This window comes from Actinotalea ferrariae CF5-4, from assembly GCF_000603945.1.
Classification (GTDB): Bacteria; Actinomycetota; Actinomycetes; order Actinomycetales; family Cellulomonadaceae; genus Actinotalea; species Actinotalea ferrariae.
Genome location: NZ_AXCW01000056.1, coordinates 1 through 24893, shown reverse-complemented (window position 1 = coordinate 24893; position 24893 = coordinate 1). Strand labels below are relative to the sequence as shown.

At 72.7% G+C, this 24893-nt stretch carries 21 protein-coding genes and 1 riboswitch; of the genes, 11 read left to right on the top strand and 10 right to left on the bottom strand.

The window, feature by feature from the left end:
• Positions 1-348: FAD-dependent oxidoreductase (locus N866_RS07190; RefSeq protein WP_034224694.1), on the bottom strand; the 348-nt coding region annotated here is incomplete at its 3' end.
• A gap of 77 nt (positions 349-425) precedes the next feature.
• Here N866_RS07190 and N866_RS07185 point away from each other — a divergent pair.
• From N866_RS07185 to pulA, 4 genes are all read left to right on the top strand, one after another.
• The gene (locus N866_RS07185) at positions 426-701 is read left to right on the top strand and encodes a DUF3017 domain-containing protein (protein WP_034224692.1); all 276 of its coding nucleotides are present in this window, start codon (positions 426-428) and stop codon (positions 699-701) included.
• Positions 702-893: 192 nt separating this feature from the next.
• Complete coding sequence (locus N866_RS07180; protein ID WP_034224689.1) at positions 894-2111, top strand: NADP-dependent isocitrate dehydrogenase; 1218 nt, start codon at positions 894-896, stop codon at positions 2109-2111.
• Positions 2112-2157: 46 nt separating this feature from the next.
• Positions 2158-3147 (top strand): malate dehydrogenase, encoded by a 990-nt coding sequence (locus N866_RS07175; RefSeq protein WP_034224686.1) that lies wholly within the window; start codon positions 2158-2160, stop codon positions 3145-3147.
• A 295-nt stretch (positions 3148-3442) separates the two neighbouring features.
• Entirely contained in the window at positions 3443-9304 is a 5862-nt protein-coding gene (gene pulA, locus N866_RS07170; protein WP_052022527.1) for a pullulanase-type alpha-1,6-glucosidase, read from the top strand.
• A gap of 107 nt (positions 9305-9411) precedes the next feature.
• On the opposite strand, the gene N866_RS07165 is transcribed toward pulA, so the two are convergent.
• Complete coding sequence (locus N866_RS07165; RefSeq protein WP_034224683.1) at positions 9412-9867, bottom strand: allophanate hydrolase-related protein; 456 nt, start codon at positions 9865-9867, stop codon at positions 9412-9414.
• A 152-nt stretch (positions 9868-10019) separates the two neighbouring features.
• Positions 10020-10904 carry a formyltetrahydrofolate deformylase gene (purU, locus tag N866_RS07160; protein ID WP_052022526.1) on the bottom strand — a complete coding sequence of 295 codons (885 nt, stop codon included), beginning with the start codon at positions 10902-10904 and terminating at the stop codon, positions 10020-10022.
• 115 nt (positions 10905-11019) lie between these two features.
• Between purU and N866_RS07155 the strand changes: the two genes are divergently transcribed.
• Positions 11020-11526 (top strand): GNAT family N-acetyltransferase, encoded by a 507-nt coding sequence (locus N866_RS07155; RefSeq protein ID WP_034224714.1) that lies wholly within the window; start codon positions 11020-11022, stop codon positions 11524-11526.
• A 27-nt stretch (positions 11527-11553) separates the two neighbouring features.
• On the opposite strand, the gene N866_RS07150 is transcribed toward N866_RS07155, so the two are convergent.
• Positions 11554-12468, bottom strand: a complete 915-nt coding sequence (locus N866_RS07150) for an SDR family NAD(P)-dependent oxidoreductase (protein WP_034224680.1) — start codon at positions 12466-12468, stop codon at positions 11554-11556.
• A gap of 93 nt (positions 12469-12561) precedes the next feature.
• On the opposite strand from N866_RS07150, the gene N866_RS19805 reads away from it, so the two are divergent.
• The 3 genes from N866_RS19805 to N866_RS07135 all read left to right on the top strand — a co-directional run bounded on the left by N866_RS19805 (position 12562) and on the right by N866_RS07135 (position 15659).
• On the top strand, positions 12562-13185 hold the full coding sequence (locus tag N866_RS19805) for a TetR/AcrR family transcriptional regulator (RefSeq protein WP_052022525.1): 624 nt from the start codon (positions 12562-12564) through the stop codon (positions 13183-13185).
• Positions 13186-13219: 34 nt separating this feature from the next.
• Positions 13220-13306: riboswitch (ZMP/ZTP riboswitch) on the top strand.
• 68 nt (positions 13307-13374) lie between these two features.
• Positions 13375-14655, top strand: a complete 1281-nt coding sequence (glyA, locus tag N866_RS07140) for a serine hydroxymethyltransferase (protein ID WP_034224676.1) — start codon at positions 13375-13377, stop codon at positions 14653-14655.
• 71 nt (positions 14656-14726) lie between these two features.
• A complete protein-coding gene (locus tag N866_RS07135; RefSeq protein WP_052022528.1) occupies positions 14727-15659 on the top strand; it encodes a bifunctional methylenetetrahydrofolate dehydrogenase/methenyltetrahydrofolate cyclohydrolase in 933 nt (310 codons plus the stop codon).
• 128 nt (positions 15660-15787) lie between these two features.
• Here the strand turns inward: N866_RS07135 and N866_RS07130 are convergent, their stop codons facing one another.
• From N866_RS07130 to N866_RS07120, 3 genes are read right to left on the bottom strand one after another with little or no spacing between them, the layout of a single operon-like run.
• Positions 15788-16825, bottom strand: coding sequence for an NAD(P)-dependent alcohol dehydrogenase (locus tag N866_RS07130; RefSeq protein ID WP_245612416.1), 1038 nt, complete (start codon positions 16823-16825; stop codon positions 15788-15790).
• Positions 16822-17619 (bottom strand): iron-sulfur cluster assembly protein, encoded by a 798-nt coding sequence (locus N866_RS07125; protein ID WP_052022524.1) that lies wholly within the window; start codon positions 17617-17619, stop codon positions 16822-16824. Before N866_RS07125 ends, N866_RS07130 begins: the two co-directional genes overlap by 4 nt.
• Complete coding sequence (locus tag N866_RS07120; RefSeq protein WP_034224673.1) at positions 17619-18662, bottom strand: amidohydrolase family protein; 1044 nt, start codon at positions 18660-18662, stop codon at positions 17619-17621. Before N866_RS07120 ends, N866_RS07125 begins: the two co-directional genes overlap by 1 nt.
• Positions 18663-18827: 165 nt before the next feature.
• Between N866_RS07120 and N866_RS07115 the strand changes: the two genes are divergently transcribed.
• Positions 18828-20333, top strand: coding sequence for an AAA-type ATPase lid domain-containing protein (locus tag N866_RS07115; protein WP_245612415.1), 1506 nt, complete (start codon positions 18828-18830; stop codon positions 20331-20333).
• 50 nt (positions 20334-20383) lie between these two features.
• Positions 20384-21181, top strand: a complete 798-nt coding sequence (locus N866_RS07110) for an exodeoxyribonuclease III (RefSeq protein ID WP_034224670.1) — start codon at positions 20384-20386, stop codon at positions 21179-21181.
• A gap of 62 nt (positions 21182-21243) precedes the next feature.
• Here N866_RS07110 and N866_RS07105 read toward each other — a convergent pair whose 3' ends face one another.
• Positions 21244-21456, bottom strand: coding sequence for a hypothetical protein (locus N866_RS07105; protein ID WP_245612414.1), 213 nt, complete (start codon positions 21454-21456; stop codon positions 21244-21246).
• Between the two features lie 111 nt (positions 21457-21567).
• Positions 21568-22854, bottom strand: a complete 1287-nt coding sequence (locus tag N866_RS07100) for an MFS transporter (RefSeq protein WP_034224666.1) — start codon at positions 22852-22854, stop codon at positions 21568-21570.
• A gap of 54 nt (positions 22855-22908) precedes the next feature.
• Here N866_RS07100 and N866_RS07095 point away from each other — a divergent pair, with 54 nt between their 5' ends.
• Positions 22909-23439, top strand: a complete 531-nt coding sequence (locus tag N866_RS07095) for an ArsR/SmtB family transcription factor (protein ID WP_034224664.1) — start codon at positions 22909-22911, stop codon at positions 23437-23439.
• A 146-nt stretch (positions 23440-23585) separates the two neighbouring features.
• On the opposite strand, the gene N866_RS07090 is transcribed toward N866_RS07095, so the two are convergent.
• Positions 23586-24854 carry an ABC transporter permease gene (locus tag N866_RS07090; RefSeq protein WP_342668390.1) on the bottom strand — a complete coding sequence of 423 codons (1269 nt, stop codon included), beginning with the start codon at positions 24852-24854 and terminating at the stop codon, positions 23586-23588.
• Between the last annotated feature and the right edge of the window lie 39 nt (positions 24855-24893).

The following is a 24893-nucleotide window of genomic DNA, read 5'->3' as shown; positions in this document are numbered from 1 at the left end:
GGCCCCGAGGGCGTCGTCGGCCGTCGTGACCGTCACGGGCACCGGGCCGTCGGGGCCGGCCGCGGCGAGGTGGAGGCCGGTCGCGGCGGTGCCCAGGCGGACGGCGTCGGCGTCGTGCAGGCGCGTGCCGATCTCGTCCGCGAGGCGCGCGGGCGCCGTGCGGGTGAGCAGCTCCTTGGACAGCGGGGGCCGGTCGTACGGCTCCTCCGCCTCCGCCCCCAGCACGGTGATCCGCCCGGTGTACCCCTGGTCCCGCAGCGCCGTGACGGTGCCCGCCCCCGCCAGCCCGGCCCCGACGACGACGACGGACCGGGGCGCGCGGCCGAGGGCCGAGGTGGCGGGAGGCACGGGCCCACGGTATCCAGGCCTGGTCCGTCTCCGATCCACCACTGATCCACTGCTCCACCCCGGGTTACAGTCGGGCCGTGCCCGAGGTCCGTCCGCTCGACCGTCACCGCGCTCCCGCGCTGTGGGTCGTCGTCGGCGGGATCGGCGTGGCCGCCATCGCGGCGGCGGTCGAGGGTGCGCGCTCCGCCGCGATCGTCCTGGGCGTCACCCTGCTGGGTGCGGGGCTGGCCCGGATCACGCGGCGCGGACGGGAGCCCGAGGGGATCGCCGTCCGCTCGACGTGGTGGGACACCGTCGTCCTGTGGGGGATGGCCGCCGGCATCCTGCTGCTCCAGGGGACACCCGGCGTCTGACCCGGACGCGGGGTCGGACGCTCGGGACCCGTCCCCGGTCGCGTGCCGAGATCTCTTGATGTCGAGTAATCTGATCCGAGCACCATCCGGCACGGACGCCGGCCCGCCCTGCGGGTGAGGGTCGGGGAGCCGTCGGACGGCCGACGCGAAGCACGGCGCACCAGCCACCACCGATCACACGGGAGATCACGCATGGGCAAGATCAAGGTCGTCAACCCGGTCGTCGAGCTCGACGGCGACGAGATGACCCGGATCATCTGGCAGTTCATCAAGGACCGCCTGATCCACCCGTACCTCGACATCGACCTGAAGTACTACGACCTGTCGATCCAGCACCGCGACGCCACGGACGACCAGGTGACGATCGACGCGGCGCACGCGATCAAGGAGCACGGCGTCGGGGTCAAGTGCGCCACGATCACGCCGGACGAGGCGCGCGTGGAGGAGTTCGGCCTGAAGAAGATGTGGGTCTCGCCCAACGGCACGATCCGCAACATCCTCGGCGGCGTCGTCTTCCGCGAGCCGATCATCATCAGCAACATCCCGCGGCTGGTGCCGGGCTGGAACAAGCCGATCATCATCGGCCGTCACGCGCACGGCGACCAGTACAAGGCCACGAACTTCAAGGTGCCCGGCGCGGGGACGCTGACGATCACCTACACCCCGGCGGACGGCGGCGAGCCGATCCACCAGGAGGTCGTGACCTACCCCGACGGCGGCGGCGTCGCCATGGGCATGTACAACTTCAACGACTCGATCCGCGACTTCGCGCGGGCGTCGTTCGCCTACGGCCTGCAGCGCGGCTACCCGGTGTACCTCTCCACGAAGAACACGATCCTCAAGGCGTACGACGGCGCCTTCAAGGACATCTTCCAGGAGGTGTTCGACGCCGAGTTCAAGGACCAGTTCGAGGCCGCCGGGCTCACCTACGAGCACCGCCTCATCGACGACATGGTCGCCGCTGCCATGAAGTGGGAGGGCGGCTACGTCTGGGCGTGCAAGAACTACGACGGCGACGTCCAGTCCGACACCGTCGCCCAGGGCTTCGGCTCGCTCGGCCTCATGACGTCGGTCCTCATGACCCCCGACGGCCGCACCGTCGAGGCCGAGGCGGCGCACGGGACCGTGACCCGGCACTACCGCCAGCACCAGGCCGGCAAGCCGACGTCGACGAACCCCATCGCGTCGATCTTCGCGTGGACCCGGGGCCTGGCCCACCGCGGCAAGCTCGACAGCACCCCCGAGGTCACCGAGTTCGCGAACACGCTCGAGGACGTGGTGATCAAGACCGTCGAGAGCGGCAAGATGACCAAGGACCTCGCGCTCCTCATCGGGCCGGACCAGCCGTTCCTCACGACCGAGGACTTCCTGGCCGCCATCGACGAGAACCTCGCCGCCCGCCTCGCCTGAGCCCGACCGAGCGGGCCCGGCAGCGGGCCCGTGGAAGGAGACACCGATGTCCCAGAAGGCACCCGTCACCGTCACGGTGACCGGCGCGGCCGGCCAGATCGGCTACGCGCTGCTGTTCCGCATCGCGTCCGGGCAGATGCTCGGCGCGGACACGCCCGTGCGCCTGCGTCTGCTCGAGATCCCCCAGGGGGTCAAGGCCGCCGAGGGCACCGCGATGGAGCTCGACGACTGCGCGTTCCCGCTGCTGCAGTCGATCGACATCACGGACGACGCCCGGGTGGGGTTCGAGGGCGCGAACGTCGCGCTGCTCGTCGGCGCCCGGCCGCGCTCGGCCGGCATGGAGCGCGGCGACCTGCTCGAGGCCAACGGCGGCATCTTCAAGCCGCAGGGCGAGGCCATCAACGCCGTGGCGGCGGACGACGTCCGCGTCCTCGTCGTGGGCAACCCCGCGAACACCAACGCGCTCATCGCCCAGCAGCACGCACCCGACGTCCCGGCCGAGCGGTTCACCGCGATGACCCGCCTGGACCACAACCGTGCCCTGTCGCAGCTCGCGCAGAAGACGGGCACGGGGGTCTCGGAGATCCAGGGCCTGACCATCTGGGGCAACCACTCCGCGACCCAGTACCCCGACGTCTTCCACGCGACGGTGGCCGGCAAGCCCGTGACCGACCTCGTCGACGAGGCGTGGCTGACGAGCACGTTCATCCCGACCGTCGCCAAGCGGGGCGCGGCGATCATCGAGGCGCGCGGGGCGTCGTCGGCGGCCTCGGCCGCGAACGCCGCCGTGGACCACGTCCGCGACTGGGTGCTGGGGACGCCGGAGGGCTCGTGGACCTCGGCCGCGATCGTGTCCGACGGCTCCTACGGTGTGCCGGAGGGGCTCATCTCCTCCTTCCCGGTCACCTCGGCCGGCGGGGCGTGGGAGATCGTCCAGGGCCTCGAGGTCGGCGACTTCTCGCGGGAGCGCATCGACGCCTCCGTGGCGGAGCTCAGCGAGGAGCGCGACGCGGTCCGGGAGCTCGGCCTGATCTGAGCGCGCAGCGCACGACGGCGGCCTGAGGCCGCCCCGACGACGGCGCCGTACCCCACCCGGGGTGCGGCGCCGTCGTCGTGCATGCTCCTCTGCATCACCCGGACGCCTGCAACGCTTGCAGCAAGATCATGAGAAAGTCCTGGAGTCAGGGTCGCTGCGGGGCTCGGGTGCGACTGAACGGGTGATCTGCAGCCTTGCAAGTCATCCCATTGCTGCGTGTTGCTGCAAGCCGTTACAGTCCGGTTTGCCCGTGGTTCTCACCCGGGTGAAGCCTGGCGACGAGGGAGTCCCCCAGATGGCACCGGCCCACCACAGCCACCCCCACCCATCCCGCGCGCGAGCGCGGTCCACGGTCGCGACCGCGGCCGCGTTCTCGGTCGCGCTGGCCGGCCTCGTGTCGGCGGTCGGTACGGGCACGGCCCTCGCGGCCGACCGCACCGCCACGCTCGCGGGCACGTTCCAGGACGAGAACGGCTGCCCCGGCGACTGGCAGCCCGCATGCGCGGAGACGCTGCTCGCGCCGACGGGTGCCGACGGCGTCTACGAGGGCGTCTTCACCGTCCCTGCCGGGAACCACGAGTTCAAGGTGGCCATGAACGGCGCCTGGGACGAGGCGTACGGCGTCGACGGCAGCAACATCGTCTTCACGCTCGGCGCCGAGGCGCAGATGCGGTTCGTGTTCGACGACGGCACCAAGCAGACCACCGTGGCGCCCGCGAACGTCGGCGGCGAGTACGACGCCACCGCGGACGCCGCCATCGTCGCCGACCCGGTTCGCCAGCCGGGCGGGGACGAGCGCTTCTACTTCGTCATGACCGACCGCTTCGCCAACGGCGACGCGACGAACGACACGGCCGGCATCGAGGGCGACCGCCTCGACCACGGCTTCGACCCGACGGACCGCGCCTTCTACAACGGCGGCGACCTGCGGGGACTCATCGACAACCTCGACTACATCCAGGGCCTCGGCACGACGGCGATCTGGCTGACTCCGTCGTTCAAGAACCGCCCGGTGCAGGGCGAGGGGTCCAACGCCTCCGCCGGCTACCACGGCTACTGGATCACCGACTTCACCCAGATCGACCCGCACCTGGGCACCAACGCCGAGCTCGAGGAGCTCATCGCGGCCGCCGAGGCGAAGGGCATCGACCTCTTCTTCGACATCATCACGAACCACACGGCCGACGTGATCTCCTACGCGGAGAACCAGTACTCCTACGTCCCGCAGGACACGACGCCCTACGTCGCGGCGGACGGCACCGAGTTCCGCATGGAGGACGTGGCCGGCCTGAGCGCGGCCGACTTCCCCGAGCTCACGACCGAGTCCTTCCCGTACACGCCCGTGGTGAACCCGGCCGACGCCGACGTGAAGGTTCCTGCGCTGTTCAACGACGTGCGCTACTACCACAACCGCGGTGACTCGACCTGGGCGGGCGAGTCCGAGACCCTCGGCGACTTCGTCGGGCTCGACGACCTCATGACCGAGCACCCCGACGTCGTCGCGGAGTTCGTCGAGGTGTACAAGAACTGGATCGACCTCGGTGTGGACGGGTTCCGCATCGACACCGCGAAGCACGTGAACTTCGAGTTCTGGGAGCAGTGGACGCCCCAGATCGTCGACCACGCCCAGCAGGTCCGCGGTGACGACGACTTCTTCATGTTCGGCGAGGTCTACTCGTCCGACACGCGCATCCTGTCGCCGTACGTCCGCGACACGGAGATGAGCTCGGTGCTGGACTTCGCGTTCCAGGAGCGTGCGACCGCCTACGTGACGGGGTCCTCCGCGGTCCAGCTGCGCGACCTCTACGCGTCCGACGACGTGTACACGACCACCGACACCTCGGCCACGGCGCTGCCGACGTTCCTCGGCAACCACGACATGGGCCGCATCGGCTTCTTCGTCCGCGGGACCGACGCACCGCTCGAGCGCTCCAAGCTCGCGCACTCCCTCATGTACCTCACGCGCGGCCAGCCGGTCGTCTACTACGGCGACGAGCAGGGCTTCATCGGCCAGGGCGCCGGGGGCGAGGGCAACGACAAGGCGGCGCGCCAGTCGCTCTTCGCCAGCGAGGTGCCCGAGTACCAGAACCAGGCGCTGCTGAACGGTGAGCAGGCCGGGTCCGTGGACCGCTACGACACCGACACCGAGCTCTACACGCACATCTCCTCCCTCGCGGCCCTGCGCGACGCGCACCCCGCGCTGAGCGAGGGCGCGCAGATCGAGCTCCTCGCGGACTCGGGGCTGTACGCCTTCGCCCGTGTGGACCGGGACGAGGACGTCGAGCACGTCGTCGTCACCAACAACGGCGGCGCCCAAGCGACCGCGACCTTCGCGACCCTCACGCCGGGAGCGACCTACACGGGCCTCTTCGGCACCGACCAGACGGTCACGGCGGATGCCCAGGGGACCGTCTCGGTCGCCGTGCCGGCGCGGGGAGCGGTCGTGCTCGTCGCGGACCGGACGGTGGCGGCCGCCGGTGACCTGGACGTGCAGGTGGTCGCGGGCCGGGACGGCACCGGGGTGTGGGGTCAGGCCCCGATCACGGCGGTCGTCGCGGACAACCGCTACCAGGAGACCTCCTTCGCCTACCGCGTGGTCGGCGACGACGAGTGGACGCGCCTCGGCACCGCCGAGGACGACACGCCTCGGGTCTTCCACGACGTGGAGGGCCTCGTCGCCGAGCACGGTCTCGGAACGATGATCGAGTACCGGGCGGTCACCGTCGACGCGGCGGGCAACGCCTCCGCGGCCTCGACCGTCACGACGCTCGTCGAGGAGCCCGCCGTCGGCCCCCCGCCGTCGGACTTCGAGGCCATCTCCGTCCCGGGCAACCACAACAGCCTGATGGGCTGTGCGGGTGACTGGCAGCCGGCGTGCCAGGAGGCGCAGCTGACGCTCGGGTCCAACGGCCTGTGGTCGAAGACCTTCGACCTGCCTGCGGGCACCTACGAGTTCAAGGTCGCCGCGAACGAGAGCTGGGCGGTCAACTTCGGCAGCAACGGCGCGCAGGACGGGCCCAACCTCGGCTACACGCACGGCGGCGGACCCATCACCTTCTGGTTCGACCCGGAGACGAAGTACTTCTTCAACAGCTCCATGCACGCGCCGATGACCATCCCCGGCAGCCACCAGCAGGAGCTGGGCTGCCCGGGCGACTGGCAGCCCGACTGCACGGCCACGCTGCTGACCGACCTGGACCGCGACGGCATCTTCACCTTCGTGACGGACGAGCTCCCGGCCGGCAGCTACGAGGCGAAGGTCGCGTACAACTTCAGCTGGGACGAGAACTACGGGGTCGGCGGTGCTCCGGGTGGAGGCAACATCCCCTTCACGGTGGGCAACGACGGTGACACGATCGAGTTCCGGTTCGACCCCACGACCAAGGTGCTCACGGTCGGCGGGCCCACGGTCGGCATCGGTGGACTGGGTCAGCTCGGCGCCCACTGGCTGAGCGAGGACGTCCTCGCGCTGCCGGAGGCGGTGCTCGGTGGCCGTGACCTGGCCGACCTGACCTTCCGCCTCCACACCGCACCGGAGGGCGGCATCAGCCTCGACGGCGAGACCCCGGTCCTGCCGGAGGGCGCGGGCGTGCTCGACCTCGTCGCCGAGGGCACGGGCCTGCCCGAGGACCTCGCGACGCTGTACCCGCACCTCGCCGGCCACGTCGTCCTGCGTCTGCAGGGCGTCGACCGCGCCGATGTCGAGGCAGCCCTGACCGGGCAGCTGGTCGTCTCGGCCACGGACGGTGAGGGTGCCCTGGCGGTCTTCACCGGGGTGCAGATCCCAGGGGTCGTGGACGCCCTCTTCGCCGAGGACGCCACCGACCGTGCGCTGGGTGTCACGTGGGGCCGGGGCAACCGCCCGACGGTCGCGCTCTGGGCGCCCACGGCGAAGGACGTCGACCTCCTCGTGTGGAGCGACGCCCGACGCCTGGACCGCGAGCCGCAGCGTGTCGCCATGGAACGACAGGCCGACGGGTCGTGGACCGTGGTCGGTGACAAGAAGTGGCGCCACGGCGCGTACCAGTTCGACGTCACGGTGTACGTGCCGTCGACCGGTGCCGTGGAGACCAACCGCGTCACCGACCCGTACTCCGTCGCCCTGACGGTGAACTCCACGCACTCGGTGTTCCTCGACCTCGCGGACCAGCGGTGGATGCCGGGCCGGTGGAAGAACGCCGACCAGCCGGTCGTGCGCCCCGTCGACCAGACGATCTACGAGCTGCACGTCCGTGACTTCTCCATCAGCGACGAGACGGTTCCCGCCGAGCTCCGCGGCACGTACGCGGCGTTCACCACGGAGGGCGCCGGCCGTCAGCACCTGCGGGAGCTCCAGGAGGCCGGCCTGACGACCGTCCACCTGCTGCCGACGTTCGACATCGCCACCATCGAGGAGGACCGGTCCGCGCAGGCGGAGCCGCCCTGCGACCTGGCCTCGTTCGCCCCCGAGTCGCCGGAGCAGCAGGCCTGCATCAGCGGGATCCGGGACGCCGACGGCTTCAACTGGGGCTACGACCCGTTCCACTTCTCCACGCCCGAGGGCTCGTACGCCGTCGACGCTCACGGTGGTGAGCGGGTGAAGGAGTTCCGGAGCATGGTCGGCGCCCTGCACTCCGACGGGCTGCAGGTCGTCCTCGACCAGGTGTTCAACCACACGGCTGCCAGCGGCCAGGACGCGAAGTCCGTGCTGGACCGGGTCGTGCCCGGCTACTACCACCGCCTCAACGCGGCCGGGAACGTCGAGACCTCGACCTGCTGCCAGAACATCGCCACCGAGCACCAGATGGCCGAGAAGCTCATGGTCGACTCGGTCGTGACCTGGGCAAGGGACTACAAGGTCGACGGATTCCGCTTCGACCTCATGGGCCACCACTCGCGGGACAACATGCTCGCGGTGCGCGAGGCTCTCGACGCCCTGACCGTCAGCAAGGACGGGGTCGACGGCTCGAAGGTCTACCTGTACGGCGAGGGCTGGAACTTCGGAGAGGTCGCCAACGACGCCCGGTTCGAGCAGGCGCGCCAGGGCAACCTGGGCGGCACCGGTATCGGGACGTTCAGCGACCGGCTGCGTGACGCCGTGCGGGGTGGCGGGCCGTTCGACGCCGACCCGCGGGTCCGCCAGGGCTTCGGCACGGGCGCGTACACGGACCAGAACGGTCTGGACGCGCGCAGCGACGCCGAGCTCCTCGCGGACGCCCGACACCAGGCCGACCTCGTCCGGCTGGGCCTGGCGGGCAACCTGCGCGACTTCGAGTTCGTCACGAGCGCCGGTGAGGTCCAGCGCGGCGACGAGATCGACTACAACGGCCAGCCGGCGGGCTACGCCGACTCGCCGGAGGAGATCATCACGTACGTCGACAAGCACGACAACGAGACGCTCTTCGACATCCTCACGCTCAAGCTCCCCACGGACACCCCGATGGCGGACCGCGTGCGGATGAACACGGTCTCGCTCGCGACGACCGCGCTGTCGCAGACGCCGACGTTCTTCCACGCCGGGTCGGACCTGCTGCGCAGCAAGTCCCTCGACCGGAACAGCTACAACTCCGGCGACTGGTTCAACCTCCTCGACTTCTCCGGCCAGGACAACGGGTTCGCCCGCGGCCTGCCGCAGGCGGGGGACAACCAGGACAAGTGGCCGTTCATGCGCGGCCTGCTGGCCGACGCGTCGCTGAAGCCGGCCCCGGAGCACATCAGCACGGCGACGGAGGCGTACCAGGACCTCCTGGAGCTCCGCTTCTCCACCGAGCTGTTCCGACTCGGTGACCCCGAGCTGATCCAGCAGAAGGTCACCTTCCCGGGCAGCGGGGCGGACGCGGTCCCGGGCGTCATCGCCATGCACGTGGACGACACCGTCGGCGCGGACACGGACGAGGAGCTCGACGGTCTCCTCACGGTGTTCAACGCCTCCGACGAGGAGGTCACGATGACGGTGGCCGAGCTGGTGGGCGAGGCGTACGCCCTCTCGCCGGTCCTGGCGAGCGGGTCCGACGAGGTCGTCAAGGCGACGTCGTGGGACGCGAACACGGGCACGGTCACGGTGCCGGCCCGCACGGTCGCCGTGCTCGTCGACCCCGAGCAGCCCCCGGCAGCGGCCCCGGTGTCGCCCGGCAAGGGCCAGGGTCGCGGCAAGCCGGGGGTGCCGGCGATCCGGTGACGGGCACACCCCCTCGGCGCGATCGGCGTCGAGGGGGTGTGGGCAGGGAGAGAACGGGAGGGCGCGGACCACGGTCCGCGCCCTTCCGGCCGAGTGCCCAGGGGTCCTCAGTCGTACCCGCTGCGAAAGGCGCGCCAGCCGTGCGGGTCGCTGATGTCCCGCTCACGCCCCGTGACGGCGCCGACGACGCCGGGGACCTCGCGTCCGTCGTCCAGCGCGACGGGTCCGACCGCCTCCGGTGCCGAGATCGCCAGCAGCAGGTTCCCGACCAGCGGCACGGGGAGCAGCCACTCCTCACCCGGCAGGCACAGGCCCGGGACGCCCACGGGGGCCGGGACGACGAGCGGGCGGAGCCCGTCGGCGGCGAGGTGCATGCGGTAGGAGGGTGCCGTGCGGACCTCCCGGAGGAACGTGCCGTGGAGCTCCTCGAGCTGCCAGCAGCGCAGCTCCCCGCGCAGGTGGGCGCCGAACACGACGAGCGGCACCGTCGTCGGCGGAGGCGCGACGGGCGCTGCGTCGCCGGGACCGGCGACAGGCGGCCTCTTGTGCTGGGTGGTGGTCATGGACGACAGGCAACGCGACGTGCGTTTCAGCCCGTGTGCCCGTGGGTGACGATCATGTTGCGCGGCCCGGCGACGCCGCCTCGGCGGCTCCGCACCGGCGGTCGCGGAGTTCCCGGGCCGGAGCGGCTCGCTGAGCGGGAGCGCCGCCCCCGTCAGCGGAAGACGATGGTGCGGTGCCCGTCCAGGAGCACCCGGTGCTCGGCGTGCCAGCGCACCGCGCGCGCGAGGGCCCGGCGCTCGACGTCCTGCCCCAGCGCGACGAGGTCCTCCACGCGCTTGGAGTGGTCGACCCGCTCGACGTCCTGCTCGATGATCGGGCCCTCGTCGAGGTCGCCGGTGACGTAGTGCGCGGTGGCACCGATGAGCTTCACGCCGCGGTCGTGGGCCTGGGCGTAGGGGCGGGCGCCCTTGAAGCTCGGCAGGAACGAGTGGTGGATGTTGATGACCCGCCCCGTGAGCGTGCGGCACAGCTCGTCGGAGAGGATCTGCATGTAGCGGGCCAGCACCACGAGCTCGGCGCCGGTCTCCTCCACCAGCTCCAGCAGGCGCGCCTCGGCCTGCTGCTTGGTGTCCCGCGTGACGGGCACGTGGTGGAACGGGATGCCGTAGAAGGCGGCGACGTCCGCCAGGGCCGTGTGGTTGGACACGACGGCGACGATGTCGACGGGCAGGGCCTCGGACTGCTGGCGGAAGAGCAGGTCGTGCAGGCAGTGGGCGGCGGTGGAGACCATGACCACGGTCCGCATCCGCCGGCCGGCGACGTCGAGCTCCCACGTCATCCCGAACCGCTCGCCGAGCTCGCCCAGCGCGGCCCGCAGGTCCGCCTCGGGGGCGGTGGCCGCGACCTGCACGCGCATGAAGAACAGCCCGCTGAGCGGGTCCCCGAACTGCTGGGACTCCTCGATGTTCCCGCCGTGCGCCGCGAGCATCCCCGCGACCGCCGCGACGATCCCGGGGCGGTCCGGGCAGGACAGGCTCAGCACCCAGTGGGTCGGGTCCTCGGTGCCTGGACGGGCGTCGTCGTCGGGGGTCGTCACGGGGGTCGAGGGTACTCGCGCGACCGACGGCGGGGCGGTCGTGTCCGCCCCCGCGGGCGGCACGGCGTCTCGCCAGCGGAGCGGCGGTCGCCCCGCCGTCGTCCCGGGTGTCACGATGAGGACCATGAGCATGGACGTGACGATCCGGCTGGTCTCCGACGACGACGCGGGCGAGCTCCTCACCCTGCGCCGCGCGGCCTTCGTCACCGAGGCGCAGGTGTACGGGGACCCGAACATCCCGCCGCTGACGCAGACCCTCGAGGAGCTGCGGGCGGACGTGGCCGCGGAGGGCATCGTGACGCTCGGCGCGTGGCACGGCCACCGCCTCGTCGGGTCCGTGCGCGTGCAGCTCGAGCCCGGCAAGGCCACGCTCGGCCGGCTCGCCGTCGCCCCGGACCTGCAGGGCCAGGGGATCGGGACGCAGCTGCTGCTGGCGATCCCCCCGCACCTGCCGGAGGGCACCGACGAGCTGTGGGTCTTCACCGGCCGGGACTCGGTGCAGAACCTCGCGCTGTACGAGAAGCACGGCTACACCCACCAGCACGACGAGACGGCCGGCTCCCTCACCTACGCCTACCTGCGCAAGATCCTCGGCGACGACGAGGCGGGCGACGACGCCTGACGCCGACGCGTCGCCGGTGCCCGTCCCTCAGGACGGCAGGGGCGCCGTGACCGCACGACGGCGCAGCTCCTCGCTGACCGCCAGCAGGGCCCGCTGCCGCCGCTCGTCGGCGACGTGCGCGGCGATGCCGAAGCGTCCTGACCGGCCGGCCCAGCCGGCGGCGTCCGACCGCCACGCGTCGTCGGTGAGCAGCCCGAGCAGCTGGGCGGCGACCTGCGCCGGTTCGCGCTTCGGGAACAGGCCGACGAGCAGCCGGAACCACGTCGGCTGCGCGCGCAGGATGCCTGTGCGCACGTTCCCCGGCCCGTAGCCCATCGCCGCGACCCCGTACCGGGCGGGCGCGGCCGCCATGAGCAGGTCGTTCGCCGTCTGCGCCTGCGTGTGGCCGCGCAGCCCGGTGCGCGCGGTGACGGCGTCGAGGTCGTCGAACTCGGCGCGGGCGAAGAAGGGCGTGCGGGGTGCGGTCGCCGCGAGGGAGAGGACCCGTGTCGCGGGGCCGAGGAGGCCGCGCTCGGCCGCGCGCTCCAGGAAGACGAAGCAGGAGAGGTAGCTGACGGCGAAGTCCAGCTCGACGCCCTCGGCGCTGTGGGCGACGTGGGAGATGAAGATCCCGACGCCGTGCACGAGGACGTCGATCCGGTCGACCTGCTCGGCGAGGCGGTCGACCGTCTCCTCGACCGTGCGCATGAGGGAGAGGTCGGCGGTGATGGCGGTCATGGTGCCGGTCGTCGAGGCCGCGTCGGAGCGGGCGACGACGGCGCGGGCCTTCTCGGCCGACCGCCCGATGATGACGACGTCGGCGCCCCGGTCGCGCAGGAGGAGCGCGAGCTCCGCCCCGACGCCGTCCGTGCCGCCGGTGACGACGGCGCGGCGACCGTCGAGGCGGGGGCCGAGCGCGGCGAGGGCGGCTGCGGGACCAGGGTGCGGGGTGCCGGTGCTCATGACGTCTCCTTCGGCGGCGGGTGCGAGGACGGGCGTCCGGCGATCCCAGCGATGTATACGCTGCACACATCGAGAGATGTATATCATGTAAACATGTCGCGGACGCACAGCCGGTACCACCACGGCGACCTGGCGCGGGCCCTCGTCGACACGGGCGAGCGCATCGCCGTCGAGGAGGGCGTGACGGGGTTGAGCGTCCGGCGCATCGCCAAGGAGCTCGGCGTCACCCCGATGGCGGTCTACCGGCACTACCCCTCGGCGGACGCGCTCCTGACCGTGGTGGCGCAGCGGGCCCGCGAGCGGTTCGCGCGCACCCTCGCCGCCCGGCCGGGCGTCGGTGCGGGGGAGCCGTTGGCGCGGCTGCGGGCGCTCGGCGCGGCCTACGTCGAGGTCGCGCTGGAGGAGCCCGAGCTGTTCTCGGTGGCGTTCATGCCCGTCTCCGTCGGACCGCCCGAGCCGGACTCGCCGTCGGGCTGGGACCTCTACCGGGAGGTGCTGCCGGCGAGCGACGGCGAGGAGCTGCAGGCCCAGTTCACGTTCGCGTGGTCGGCCGTGCACGGCCTGGCGGTCCTGCTCGGCGCCGGTCGCTGGACCGCGGAGGGGCGGGCCGCCCGCATCGCCTCGACGCTGGACCTCATCGAGACCGCCATCGCGCACCGCGCGGGGATCGCGCCCGGGGGGGCGGCGGACGCTGCCGGCGCTGACCGGACGCTGTGACCCCTCGACCGGGTCGGGGCGGGGGTTGCTACCCTGGCCCGGTCGCGACTGGCGCAGGTGGGTCACCACCAGGGAGCGGCACAGCACAGCAGACTCCGGGTCGTTCGCCTGGGCCGCGGGTCACCACACGAGGTGTGCGTGCCCGCACGTGCCGGGACCGCCATGCACACTGCTGATGCGAGGAGAGACATGAGCGCCGACGACGTCATGAACCAGCCGCTGTCCGAGCTGGACCCCGAGATCGCCGCCGTCCTGGACGGGGAGCTCCTGCGCCAGCAGGAGACGCTCGAGATGATCGCGAGCGAGAACTTCGTGCCCCGGGCCGTGCTGCAGGCGCAGGGGTCCGTCCTGACGAACAAGTACGCCGAGGGCTACCCCGGCAAGCGGTACTACGGCGGCTGCGAGCAGGTCGACATCGCCGAGGACCTGGCCCGCAACCGCGCCAAGGCGCTCTTCGGTGCCGCCCACGCCAACGTCCAGCCGCACTCGGGTGCCCAGGCCAACGCCGCGGTGCTGCACGCGCTCGCGAACGCCGGCGACACGATCCTGGGCCTGGAGCTCGCGCACGGCGGTCACCTGACCCACGGCATGAAGCTCAACTTCTCCGGCAAGCTCTACGAGGTCGCCGCGTACGGCGTGGACCCGGACACCTACCTGGTCGACATGGACGTCGTCCGCGCCAAGGCGCTGGAGTCCCGCCCGCGCGTCATCATCGCCGGCTGGTCCGCCTACCCGCGCCAGCTCGACTTCGCCGCCTTCGCGGACATCGCCCGCGAGGTCGGGGCGGCCCTGTGGGTCGACATGGCGCACTTCTCCGGCCTGGTGGCCGCGGGCCTGCACCCGAGCCCGGTGCCGCACGCCGACGTCGTCTCGTCCACCGTGCACAAGACGCTCGGCGGCCCGCGCGCCGGCTTCATCCTCAGCACCGAGGAGCTCGCCAAGAAGATCGACTCGGCGGTGTTCCCCGGCCAGCAGGGCGGCCCCCTCATGCACGTCATCGCCGCGAAGGCGATCGCCTTCAAGGTCGCCGCGACCGACGGCTTCCGCGAGCGGCAGCAGCGCACGCTGGACGGCGCGCGCCTCCTCGCGGAGCGGCTGTCCCGGCCCGACGTCGCCGCGGCGGGCGTCTCGGTGCTGACGGGCGGCACCGACGTCCACCTCGCGCTGGTGGACCTGCGGAACTCGGCGCTGGACGGCCAGCAGGCCGAGGACCTCCTGCACACCGCCGGCATCACCGTGAACCGCAACGCCGTGCCCTTCGACCCGCGCCCGCCGCGGGTGACGTCGGGCCTGCGCATCGGCACGCCGGCGCTGGCCACCCGCGGCTTCGGGGAGAAGGAGTTCGAGGAGGTCGCGGACATCATCGCGACGGCCCTCGTCGACGGGACCTCCGCCGACGTCGAGGCGCTGCGCGCCCGGGTCCGGAAGCTCACCGACGGCTTCCCGCTCTACCCCGGCCTGCAGCAGTGACGACGGACGCCGCCGCGAACGAGGGGGCCGGTCTCACCGACGGCGCTGCCCGCGTGGCGACCGACGACGCCCTGCCCACGGGCGCCGTCGGCGCGGCGGAGACCGCGAGCCCGACCGGCGAGGCGCGGGTGCTCGACGGCAAGGCGACCGCTGCCGCGATCAAGGCCGAGCTGGCCGAGCGCGTCGCGCGCCTCAAGGAGCACGGGATCGTGCCGGGGCTCGGGACGGTGCTCGTCGGCGACGACCCGGGCTCGCACGCGTACGTCGGCGGCAAGCACCGCGACTGCGCCGAGGTGGGGATCGCCTCGATCCGCGAGGACCTGCCGGCGACGGCGACGCAGGCCGACGTCGAGGCGGCGATCGACCGCCTCAACGCCGACCCGGCGTGCACCGGCTACATCGTCCAGCTGCCGCTGCCGAAGGGCGTGGACGTCAACGCGGTGCTGGAGCGGATCGACCCCCGCAAGGACGCCGACGGCCTGCACCCGACGAACCTCGGGCGCCTGGTCCTGCGCGTCAACGAGCCGATCCACTCGCCGCTGCCGTGCACGCCGCGGGGCATCCTCGAGCTGCTCGGGCGGTACGGGATCTCGGTCAACGGCGCGCACGTCGTCGTGCTGGGGCGGGGGACGACGGTGGGCCGCTCGATCGGCCTGCTGCTCACGCGGCGCGAGCACAACGCGACCGTGACCCTGACCCACACCGGGACCCACGACCTCCTCGCGCACCTGCGGACGGCCGACGTCCTCGTGGCCGCGGCGGGAGTGCCGGGGATCGTGCGGTCGGAGGACATCAAGCCGGGTGCCGTCGTGCTCGACGTCGGGGTCTCGCGGACCGAGGACCCGGACACGGGCAAGGCGCGGCTGGTCGGCGACGTCGACCCGGGTGTGCGTGCGGTCGCCGGCTGGATCTCGCCCAACCCGGGCGGGGTCGGTCCGATGACCCGCGCGATGCTCCTGGCGAACGTCGTCGACGCCGCGGAGGCGGCGGCGGGCCTGAGCTGACCGCGAGCAGGCGCCCGGAGCGACCCACGTCGCCAAGCCGACGTGGGTCACTCCTCATCCGCCCACCAGGGCCGGCAGGGCGCCGGCGCCGCTGCGCCGACGCCCCGTCCCCAGCGTCCCGGGAGCCGTCAGGGCGTGAGGATCGCCCGCCCTCGCACCTTGCCGCCGTCCAGGTCGCTGATCGCGGTCTGGAAGTCGTCCAGCTGGTACTTCTGCGTGTGCAGGCGCACGTCGCCCTGCGCCGCGAGCACCATGAGCTCGACCAGGTCGGTGTAGGACCCGACGAGGTTCCCGATGAAGCTGATCTCCGTCGAGATGATGTCGATCGTCGGGACGTCGATGTTCTCCCCGTAGCCGACCACGTGGTAGTCGCCGGCTCGGCGGAGCATCGCCACGCCGTCCTTCGTGGCGCCGCCCTCGCCGACGAAGTCGACGACCACCTCGGCGCCGTGCCCGCCGGTGAGCTCGAGCACCTGCTCGACGTGGCCGCCGTCGGCGACGACGCCGTGGTGCGCACCGATCCCCGTGGCCAGCGCCAGCGCGTTCGGGTTGCGGTCCACGACGATGATCTCCGACGCGGTGATCGCCTTGAGCACCTGCACGCCGATGTGGCCGAGGCCGCCCGCGCCGATGACGACGACCCGGTCCCCGGGGCGCAGCCGCCGAGCCGCCTTGGCGGCCGCGTGGTACGCCGTCAGTCCGGCGTCGGCCAGCGCGGCCACGTCGGCCGGCTCGAGGGACTCGTCGATCTTCACCACGCTGCGGGCGGACGTGCGCAGGTACTCCGCGTACCCGCCGTGGGTGTCGATGCCGGGGAACTCGCTGTTCTCGCAGTGCACGTCGTCCCCGGCCCGGCACGCCCGGCACAGGCCGCACGTGATGAGCGGGTGGACGATCACCTTGTCGCCCTCCCGGACGTTCGTCACCGCGTTGCCGACGGCCGCGACCCACCCCGCGTTCTCGTGCCCGATCGTGTAGGGCAGGGCGACGTTCGACTTCTCCGCCCACTGCCCCTCGAGGATGTGCAGGTCCGTCCGGCACACCCCCGCGCCACCGATCTTGACGATGACGTCGAAGGGGCCGGTCGGCACCGGCACCGGCAGCTCGGTCATCTGCAGGTCCTGGTGGTAGCCGACCACCTGGACGGCTCGCATCATGGCGCTCATGCGTTCTCCTTCACGGTCAGGCTGGTCAGCGGGATGAACGTCGGGTCGCCGGGCTCGGCGCCCTCTGCCCGGTACGTCTGGTCCTCCTCGGACCCGGGGTAGCGCGTCCGCAGCAGCGCCCGGCAGAAGTGGGCGTTGCCGTCGATGGAGATGCGGGTGGACCGCGCCCGCCGCAGGCGCAGCGGGACCTCCTCCGGCGCGTAGCCGACTCCGTGCTCGTCCACCATGACGACCGACGACGGCGCCTCGGGCAGCCCGAGTGCGGCCCGCCGCCGCAGCAGCGCCGACGTCGCCGGCCCGGTCGGCAGGTCGGCGAGCGTGACCGCCCCGAGCCGGGACTCCTCGAGCCCCGGTCGCGCCCGCAGCAGGTCGGTGAGGACCCGCTCCATGGCCGCGGTGTGCGCCTTGCGCCGGAAGGTCATCCGCAGATCCTCGAGGTCGCTCGCCGCCTCCGGGCCGAAGGTGCCCTTGTAGCCGGCATCGGCGGCGAGCCCGCGGTTGATGATGTCCGAGTCGTGGTGGTCGTCGAGCTCGACCACCACCCGCTCGACCCCGGGGAGCGCGGTGAGGGCGTCCTTCGCGTCGGACGCCATGAGGTACGCGAAGTTCGGCGAGCAGAACGACGTCGGCAGGCGCAGGTGCACCTGGACGCCGTTCTCGTGGACGTCGACCGAGCGGACGAAACCCAGGTCCGTGATCGGCTCGTCGAGCTCCGGGTCCATGACGACGTCGAGGGCGCGTCGCACCGCCTGCTCGTCCAGGCCGGGCACGGCGCGGGTGACGGTGAGCGTCATCAGACGCCCGCCAGGTCGGCGCGCTCCGGCTGCCGCGGTCCGGTCGCCGGCTCTCCGGCGTCGGGCAGCCGGAGGTTCCGGGGGACCTCGATGTCGTACATCTTCGCCGCGTTGAGGCCGAGGATCTTCCTCTTCTGGTCGGTGGTGATCGGCGCGTACTCCGTCATGTCCTCGGGGATCTGGAAGTCGACGAAGGACTCGATGAGCCAGCGCGGCGTCCACAGGCCGTAGTCGGAGGAGAACTGGATGCGGTCCTCGCCGATCCAGTAGATGAGCTCGCCGATGATCTGCGCGAAGTAGCGGGGGCGCGTGTGGATGAACGGCATGGCGACCGCCAGGCCCGCGTGCACGTTCGGCTCCTGCGTGGCGATCCAGCAGAAGTCCTCCAGCCGGGGCAGGCCGCAGTGCTCGACCACGAAGTTCAGGTCCGGGAAGTCCGTCGCGACGGTGTCGACGTCCGCGACGTCGAAGGCGTCGCGGTCCAGCGGGCGGATCGTCGGGCCCTTGTGGACGTGGATGTTCCGGATGCCCAGCTCCTGGGCCTTCTCCAGGTACTTGTAGGACCACGGGTCGTCGAGCTTGTAGCCCCGGGAGTCGCCGTGCCACTCCGCGGTGTAGAGCTTGACGCCCTTCAGGCCGAAGCGCTTCGCGTCCTCCTCCAGCTGCGCCAGGCCGGTCTCGCCGAAGCGCGGGTCCCAGCAGTGGTTGTAGGTCAGCCGGTCCGGGTTGGCCTGCGTCAGCGCCCACGCCTCCTCGGTCTGGCCGAAGCCGCGGTGGTAGAACTCCCTGAGCGCGGCCGGCTGGAAGATCGCGTGGTCCACGTACCCGACCTCGAACAGGTCGTGCATCAGCCGCTCGCCGCCGTAGTAGAGGTACTCCTCGTACGTCCAGACCTCCGACTCCGGGCTGAGGTTGCGGTGGTAGTCGTAGAAGCAGTCGATGAACTGCTTGCCGTGGACGTTCCGCTGGTTCTCGGGCCGGGCGTCCCACAGCGCGATGTGCGCGTCGACGATGAAGTAGTCCTCGCCGTCCTTGCTGTACATGGGGGTCTCCTCTCACCCGGACGCCGTCGTCCGAGGCGTGGGTCGACCGTAAGAACCACTGCCCTCTTGCGGGCAGCCCCGCGGCGTCTCAATGTGAGACAGGTCACCATCCAGGCGGCGACCGGGACCTTGTTACCTTGACGAGGTCGGCACGAGGAGGTGCGTGTGGCCACGGACGAGATCCCGGCGCGACTGCGCGCCGTGCGACGCGAGGCCGCTGGGCCCGCCCCGGAGCGTCTGGTCGCCTCGTGGCGACGCAGCCACGACTACGGCGTGTCCGACGAGGGCGTCGACCCGGTCTTCGTCGGCGCGGTCGACGAGGAGTCGCTCTTCTACCGGTGCGGCAACCGCGTCCTGGAGAACCTCCACGCCACGCTCGCGGACGAGCCGCTGGCGATGATGCTCACGGACAGCCGCGGTCTCGTCCTCAACCGGTTCGTCGGGGACGCGGCGCTCGTCCGCGCGCTGGACGACGTCCACCTCGCGCCCGGATTCGTCTTCTCCGAGCGCGAGGTGGGGACGAACGGCCTCGGGCTCGCGCTCGCGGACCGCGCGCCCAGCCTCGTCCACGCCGACGAGCACTACAGCGTCGGGCTCGTCGGCTTCACCTGCGCCGCGGTCCCCGTCCTCGACCCGCTCACCGGTCGGCTCGAGGGCAGCATCAACCTCACGACGAGCTCCGCCTCCTCCAGTGCGCTGCTCCTCGCCCTCGCGCAGTCGGCGGCGTCCAACACGGCCGACCTCATGCTGGCCCGGTCCCGGGGCCGTTCCCCGCGGCGACAGCCCCGCGGCGAGGTGTTCCGGGTCCTGGCGCCCCGGCACGCCGCGGGGTCGGACAGCCTCGTGGACCTCGGCCCGACCTGGCGTGCCGCCCTCGACGACGCCGCCCGCGCCCTCGCGTCCGGACAGGTGGTCGCCGCCGTCGGCGAGGACGGCTCGGGGCGCGGCACGCTGCTGGCCCTCGCGCACCGGCGCGGTCGCCCGCGCGACCGGATCCTCGGCGCGGCGACCCCGGACCCCGAGCACGTGGAGGCGTGGTTGCGGCTCTGGACGTCCGAGCTGGGCAAGCCCAGCACCGCCGTCATCGTCCACGACGTCGACCGGCTGCCGGAGTGGGCTGCCCAGCGCCTGCGGGACCTCCTGGAGGCCGAGCGTGCGAGGTCCCGTCGCGACGGCGAGCAGCCGATGCTCACCATGACCGCCGAGAACTTCGCGGAGATCCCCGACGCCCTCGCCGCCCTCGTGGACCGCGTCGTGCCGGTGGCGCCGCTGCGGGAGCGGCCCGAGGACGTCCTGCCGCTCGCCGCCCACGCGGCACGCCGCGTCCGCGGCCGGGACATCGGCGTCACGGTCACCGCGCAGCGGACCCTGGAGGCGGCACGGTGGCCCGGGAACGTGCAGCAGCTCGTCGCGGTCGTGACCCAGGCCGCGCAGCGCACCGACCTCATCGACCTGCAGCACCTGCCGCTGTCGATCGTCAGCACCTCGGGCCACCGGCTCACCCGCCTGGAGTCGCTCGAGCGGCAGGAGATCGCCCGGAGCCTGGCGCGCCCCGGCGCCACGCCCACGACCGCGGCGAAGGAGCTCGGCATGAGCCGGGCGACCATGTACCGGAAGCTCGCCCACTACGGCATCCCGCACCCGGGTCCTGTGGCCCGGCGGCGCGTCTGAACCCCCGACGACGGCGCGGGGCATGACCGCGCACGGGGGAGAATCGTCCGGTGCTGACGATCGCCTCCGTGAACGTGAACGGGATCCGCGCCGCCTTCAAGCGGGGGATGGGGGACTGGCTCGCCGAGCGCCAGCCCGACGTCCTGCTCCTGCAGGAGGTCCGCGCGCCGGACGAGATGCTCGCCGAGTTCCTGCCCACCCACGCGTGGGACCTCGCGCACGCGGAGTCCACGGCCAAGGGGCGGTCCGGCGTCGCCATCGCGTCCCGGCTGCCGATGCGGGGCATCCGCATCGGGCTGGACCACGGGGTGGACACCAACTCCGGCCGCTGGGTCGAGGCGGACCTCGAGCTGCCCGACGGCGGCGGCGTCCTCACCGTCGTGTCGACCTACATCCACTCGGGCACGCTCAACACGCCGTCGATGGACGAGAAGTACGCGTTCCTCGAGCTCGTGAGCGCCCGGATGGACGAGCTGCGCTCGGCCGGTGCACGCGCCGTCGTCGCGGGGGACGTGAACATCGCCCACCAGAACGTCGACATCAAGAACTGGAAGGGCAACCTCAAGGCCGCCGGCTTCCTGCCCGAGGAGCGCGCCTACCTCGACCGCTGGTTCGACAGCGGCTGGGTCGACCTGGGGCGGCACCTCGGTGGCGACGGCCCCGGGCCGTACACGTGGTGGTCCTGGCGCGGGAAGGCCTTCGACAACGACTCCGGCTGGCGCATCGACTACCAGATCGCCACCCCGCCGCTGGCGGACCGGGCGCAGAAGGCCGAGGTCGACCGGGCGCCGTCGTACGACCGGCGGTTCTCCGACCACGCGCCGCTCGTCGTCACCTACGACCTGTGACCTGAGCGGGCCGGCGGCCGTCGACGACGGCGCCGCGCCCGGACTCACACCGCGATCGCGCCTCAGGCCTCGCGCCGCCGTCCGCCGTACTTCTTGTGCACCGCCTGGCGGCTGACCCCGAGGATCATCGCGATCGCGGCCCAGGAGACGCCGCGGTTGCGCGCCCGCCGGACGAGCACCTCCTCCCGCTGGTCCACCTCCCGCCGGAGCGCGACGACGGCGCGCAGCGCGCGGAGCGGGTCCTCGCCCTCGGCCTGGGCCACCAGTGCGCTCATCGGGTCCTCCTCCATCGCCGCTCCGTCCGTCGTGGCGTCAACGATGGTTGACAGGTGGGCGAATGTCAACGGTGGTTGACGCCCCGGCTATCCGGCCCGGCGCGGACGGCCTCACGCCGTCGTCGGCTCGTCGTCGGGTCGGGGGAGCGCCGTGAGCGTCCGCAACGGTGACAGCGCGACCGGCAGCGCCGCGAGCGTCATCCCGATCGCCGCCACCCACAGGGAGGGCGCCACGCCGACGGCGGTGCCGAGCCACCCGCCCAGCAGCCCGCCGATCGGCATCGACCCCCACACGATGAACCGCACCGAGGCGTTCATCCGGCCCAGCAGCGCCGGGGGGCACAGCCGCTGCCGGAAGCTCACCTGCGCGACGTTGTAGACGACCACCCAGAAGCTGAACCCGAAGCCGGCGAGCACGAGCACCACCTCGGCGGGCACGACGCCCGAGAGCGTCGACGCCAGGGGGTTGAGGGCGTACGTCAACCCGCCCGCCACCGCGGAGACGGGGATGATCCGCGCCTCGCCGACCCACCGCGCCATCCGCTCGGCCGCGACGGCGCCCAGGAGCCCGCCCACCGCGGACAGCGAGAAGACCAGGCCGAGCCCCGCCTCATCCAGCCCCACCACGCGCAGGGCGTAGATCACCATGAGCGCCCCGCCGATCGAGCCGAAGAGGTTGCTCAGGGAGGTGCAGGCGACGATCCGGCGCAGCAGGGGCTGGCGCACCACGAAGTGGAGCCCCTCCGCGATCTCGGTGCGCAGCGGCCGCCGGTCCTCGCGCCGGGGGAGGACCTCCTCGTGCCGGATCCGGCCCAGCGCCATCGCGGAGACGAGGTAGGTCACGACGGTCGTGCCGATGAGCGCCGGGGCGCTGATGACGCGCAGCAGCGCGCCGCCGACCGCGGGCGCGACGACCATCGCGACGGACTGGGTCGCCTGGAGCTTGGCGTTGCCCTCGACGATGTGGTCCAGCCCCACGAGCCCGGGCACGTAGCTCTGGTGGGCCACGTCGAAGAACACCGTGGCCGCGCTGATGACCAGCGCCGCCGCGATGAGCAGCGGGATGGACGCGGCGCCCGCGGTCGCCGCCGCGACGACGACGGCGAGCGCGGCGGCCCGCACCACGTCGGCCACGATGAGCGTGCGCCGCTTGCGCATCCGGTCCACCCACGCCCCGGCGGGCAGGCCGATGACCAGGAACGCGGCCGTCTCGGCGGCGGTCAGCGCGCCCATCTGCCACGGCGTGGCGTCGAGGGCCGTCACGGCGTAGATCGGCAGGACGAGGCCGGTGAGCTGCGCCCCGAACTGGCCGAACGCGTCGCCGACCCACAGCTGGCGGAAGTTGCGGTGGAACGCCAGGGACGTGCGGTGGCGCTTCTCGGCGGGCGCGGTGGTCACGGCAGGAGCCTGGTCAACTGATTGGGGAAAGTCATTCGGTCTAGGCTGCGAGGCATGTCGTCCGACGAGCGCGCCTCCGAGGCCGACGCCCGCGCGCTCGGCTCCGTGCTACGCATGCGCATCCTGCGCCTGTGCCTGGACGAGCCGCTGACCAACAAGGAGATCGCCGGGCGGCTGGGCAAGGACCCCGGCACCACCTACCACCACGTCCGCACCCTGGCGGAGCGGGGCTTCCTCGCCCCGCAGGCCGATCGCCGGGGCGCCCGCGGGGCCCGCGAGGTCCCCTACCTCGCCACGCGGAAGTCCTGGCGCGCCCCGCAGGTGCCGGGCCAGTACCAGGTGCTCGTCGACGCGTTCCTCGAGGAGCTGGCCGAGGCGCCGCCGTCGTCGGTCGTCGCGGCGCGACTCGGTGTTCGACTGTCCCCGGAGGCCTTCGACGAGGCCATAGGTCGGATCAGCGAGGTGCTGCAGGAGCTGGCCGACCTGCCGCCCGACCCCGACGGCGTCCCGTTCTCCCTGTTCTTCGCCGCGCACGAGGACGTCCGCCGCCGCCGTGGCGACGCCTCGGACCGTCCGGCCCCCTGATCCGTCGGCACGGGTCGCCGCCGCGCCCCGATCGGGGAAGCTCGGTGGCGTCATGCACCACGGAGCTTCCCCGCTGAAGCTGTGCCCGCGGCGGGTTGCGGCGGGCCGCGGCGGGCCGCCGGGGCCGAGCCGCGAGGGTGGGGGCGTCAGTGGGCGGTGCCGCGCAGGGCCGCGATCGGCTCGATCCGTGCGGCGCGGAACGCCGGGTAGGCGCCCGCCAGCAGGCCGATGACGACGCCCAGCGCCGCCGCCGCGATGACCGCGCCCGTGTCGAGGATGGGCGTCCACTCCTTCGCCACGGACACCCCGACGACGACCATGACCCCGAGCGACGCCCCCACCAGCCCGCCGAGCAGCCCGATGACGCCCGACTCGGTGAGGAACTGCGCCACGATGTCCCGGGTTCGCGCGCCCAGCGCCCGGCGCAGCCCGATCTCCCCGAGCCGCTCCCGCACCGACAGCAGCGTGACGTTCGCGATGCCCAGCGCACCGACCAGCAGCGCGACCGCGCCGAGCGCCAGGAAGATCGCGTTGACGTCGGCCTGGACGTCCTTCTGCACCGACGGCGGCGGCGGGGGTACCTGCACGCTCACGGACTCCGGGGTGTTCGGCTCCAGCGCGTACGGCGCCTGCTCCGCGATCACCGGTCCGGCGCCGACGGCGATCCGCACGTGCGCCTGGTCCAGGCCGCTCACCCGGAAGTCGGCGCGCGCCGTCCCGACCGGCAGGAACACCGCGTCCAGCAGGTCGGACCGGCGCTGCACGCCGTCCACCACGCCGATGACCGCGTACGGCCGCTCGCCGATGAAGATCGCCGGCTGACGGTCCACGCGCAGCACGCCGAGGCGCTGCGCGGCCCGGGAGCCGAGGACGACGACACGGTCGGCCCGCGCGTCGTGCCCCGCGTCGAACCACCGGCCCGTGGTGACGCGGCCGTCGATCGCAGCGAGCAGCCCGGGCGTGGCCGCCACGACGGCGGGCGGGGCGAAGGCCTGCGCCGACGGGTCGTTGACCGGCTGGGCGGTGACCTCGAGGTCGCCGGTGTCGACGGGCCCGAGCGCCCCGACGAGCTCCACCCCGGCGATCCGTCCGAGGCGGTCCTCCACGTCCCACGGGATCCGCCCGATCGTCCGCTCCCCGCTCGCGGTCCGTGCGCTCGCGGGCTCGACGACGACGCGCGTCGCGGCCACCGCGTCGAACTGGCGGCTGATCTGGCCCGCGGCGGTCTGCGCGAGGCCCGTGGTCACCACGAGCGAGCCGATGCCGAGCACGGTGCCGACGATCGTCAGCAGCAGGCGACCCGGACGGGCGCCGATCCCGTGCGCGGCCTCGGCCAGGAGGTCACGCGGCCCGAAGCGGTCGCGCGCCGGCGGGGGAGCGACCAGCCGAGGTGGGCGTGAGCCCCGCCGCGCCACACCGCCGGGCCGACGTCGGACCCCGCGCCGGACGAGCCG

Excerpts from the sequence above, each read along its gene's own strand:
- N866_RS07180 (WP_034224689.1), top strand. The coding sequence starts at position 894 with ATGGGCAAGATCAAGGTCGTCAACCCGGTCGTCGAGCTCGACGGCGAC.
- N866_RS07155 (WP_034224714.1), top strand. The coding sequence starts at position 11,020 with ATGAGGACCATGAGCATGGACGTGACGATCCGGCTGGTCTCCGACGAC.
- N866_RS07165 (WP_034224683.1), bottom strand. The coding sequence starts at position 9,867 with ATGACCACCACCCAGCACAAGAGGCCGCCTGTCGCCGGTCCCGGCGAC.
- N866_RS07120 (WP_034224673.1), bottom strand. The coding sequence starts at position 18,662 with ATGTACAGCAAGGACGGCGAGGACTACTTCATCGTCGACGCGCACATC.
- N866_RS07125 (WP_052022524.1), bottom strand. The coding sequence starts at position 17,619 with ATGACGCTCACCGTCACCCGCGCCGTGCCCGGCCTGGACGAGCAGGCG.
- N866_RS07095 (WP_034224664.1), top strand. The coding sequence starts at position 22,909 with ATGTCGTCCGACGAGCGCGCCTCCGAGGCCGACGCCCGCGCGCTCGGC.
- N866_RS07150 (WP_034224680.1), bottom strand. The coding sequence starts at position 12,468 with ATGAGCACCGGCACCCCGCACCCTGGTCCCGCAGCCGCCCTCGCCGCG.
- N866_RS19805 (WP_052022525.1), top strand. The coding sequence starts at position 12,562 with ATGTCGCGGACGCACAGCCGGTACCACCACGGCGACCTGGCGCGGGCC.
- pulA (WP_052022527.1), top strand. The coding sequence starts at position 3,443 with ATGGCACCGGCCCACCACAGCCACCCCCACCCATCCCGCGCGCGAGCG.
- glyA (WP_034224676.1), top strand. The coding sequence starts at position 13,375 with ATGAGCGCCGACGACGTCATGAACCAGCCGCTGTCCGAGCTGGACCCC.
- N866_RS07130 (WP_245612416.1), bottom strand. The coding sequence starts at position 16,825 with ATGAGCGCCATGATGCGAGCCGTCCAGGTGGTCGGCTACCACCAGGAC.
- N866_RS07175 (WP_034224686.1), top strand. The coding sequence starts at position 2,158 with ATGTCCCAGAAGGCACCCGTCACCGTCACGGTGACCGGCGCGGCCGGC.
- N866_RS07105 (WP_245612414.1), bottom strand. The coding sequence starts at position 21,456 with ATGAGCGCACTGGTGGCCCAGGCCGAGGGCGAGGACCCGCTCCGCGCG.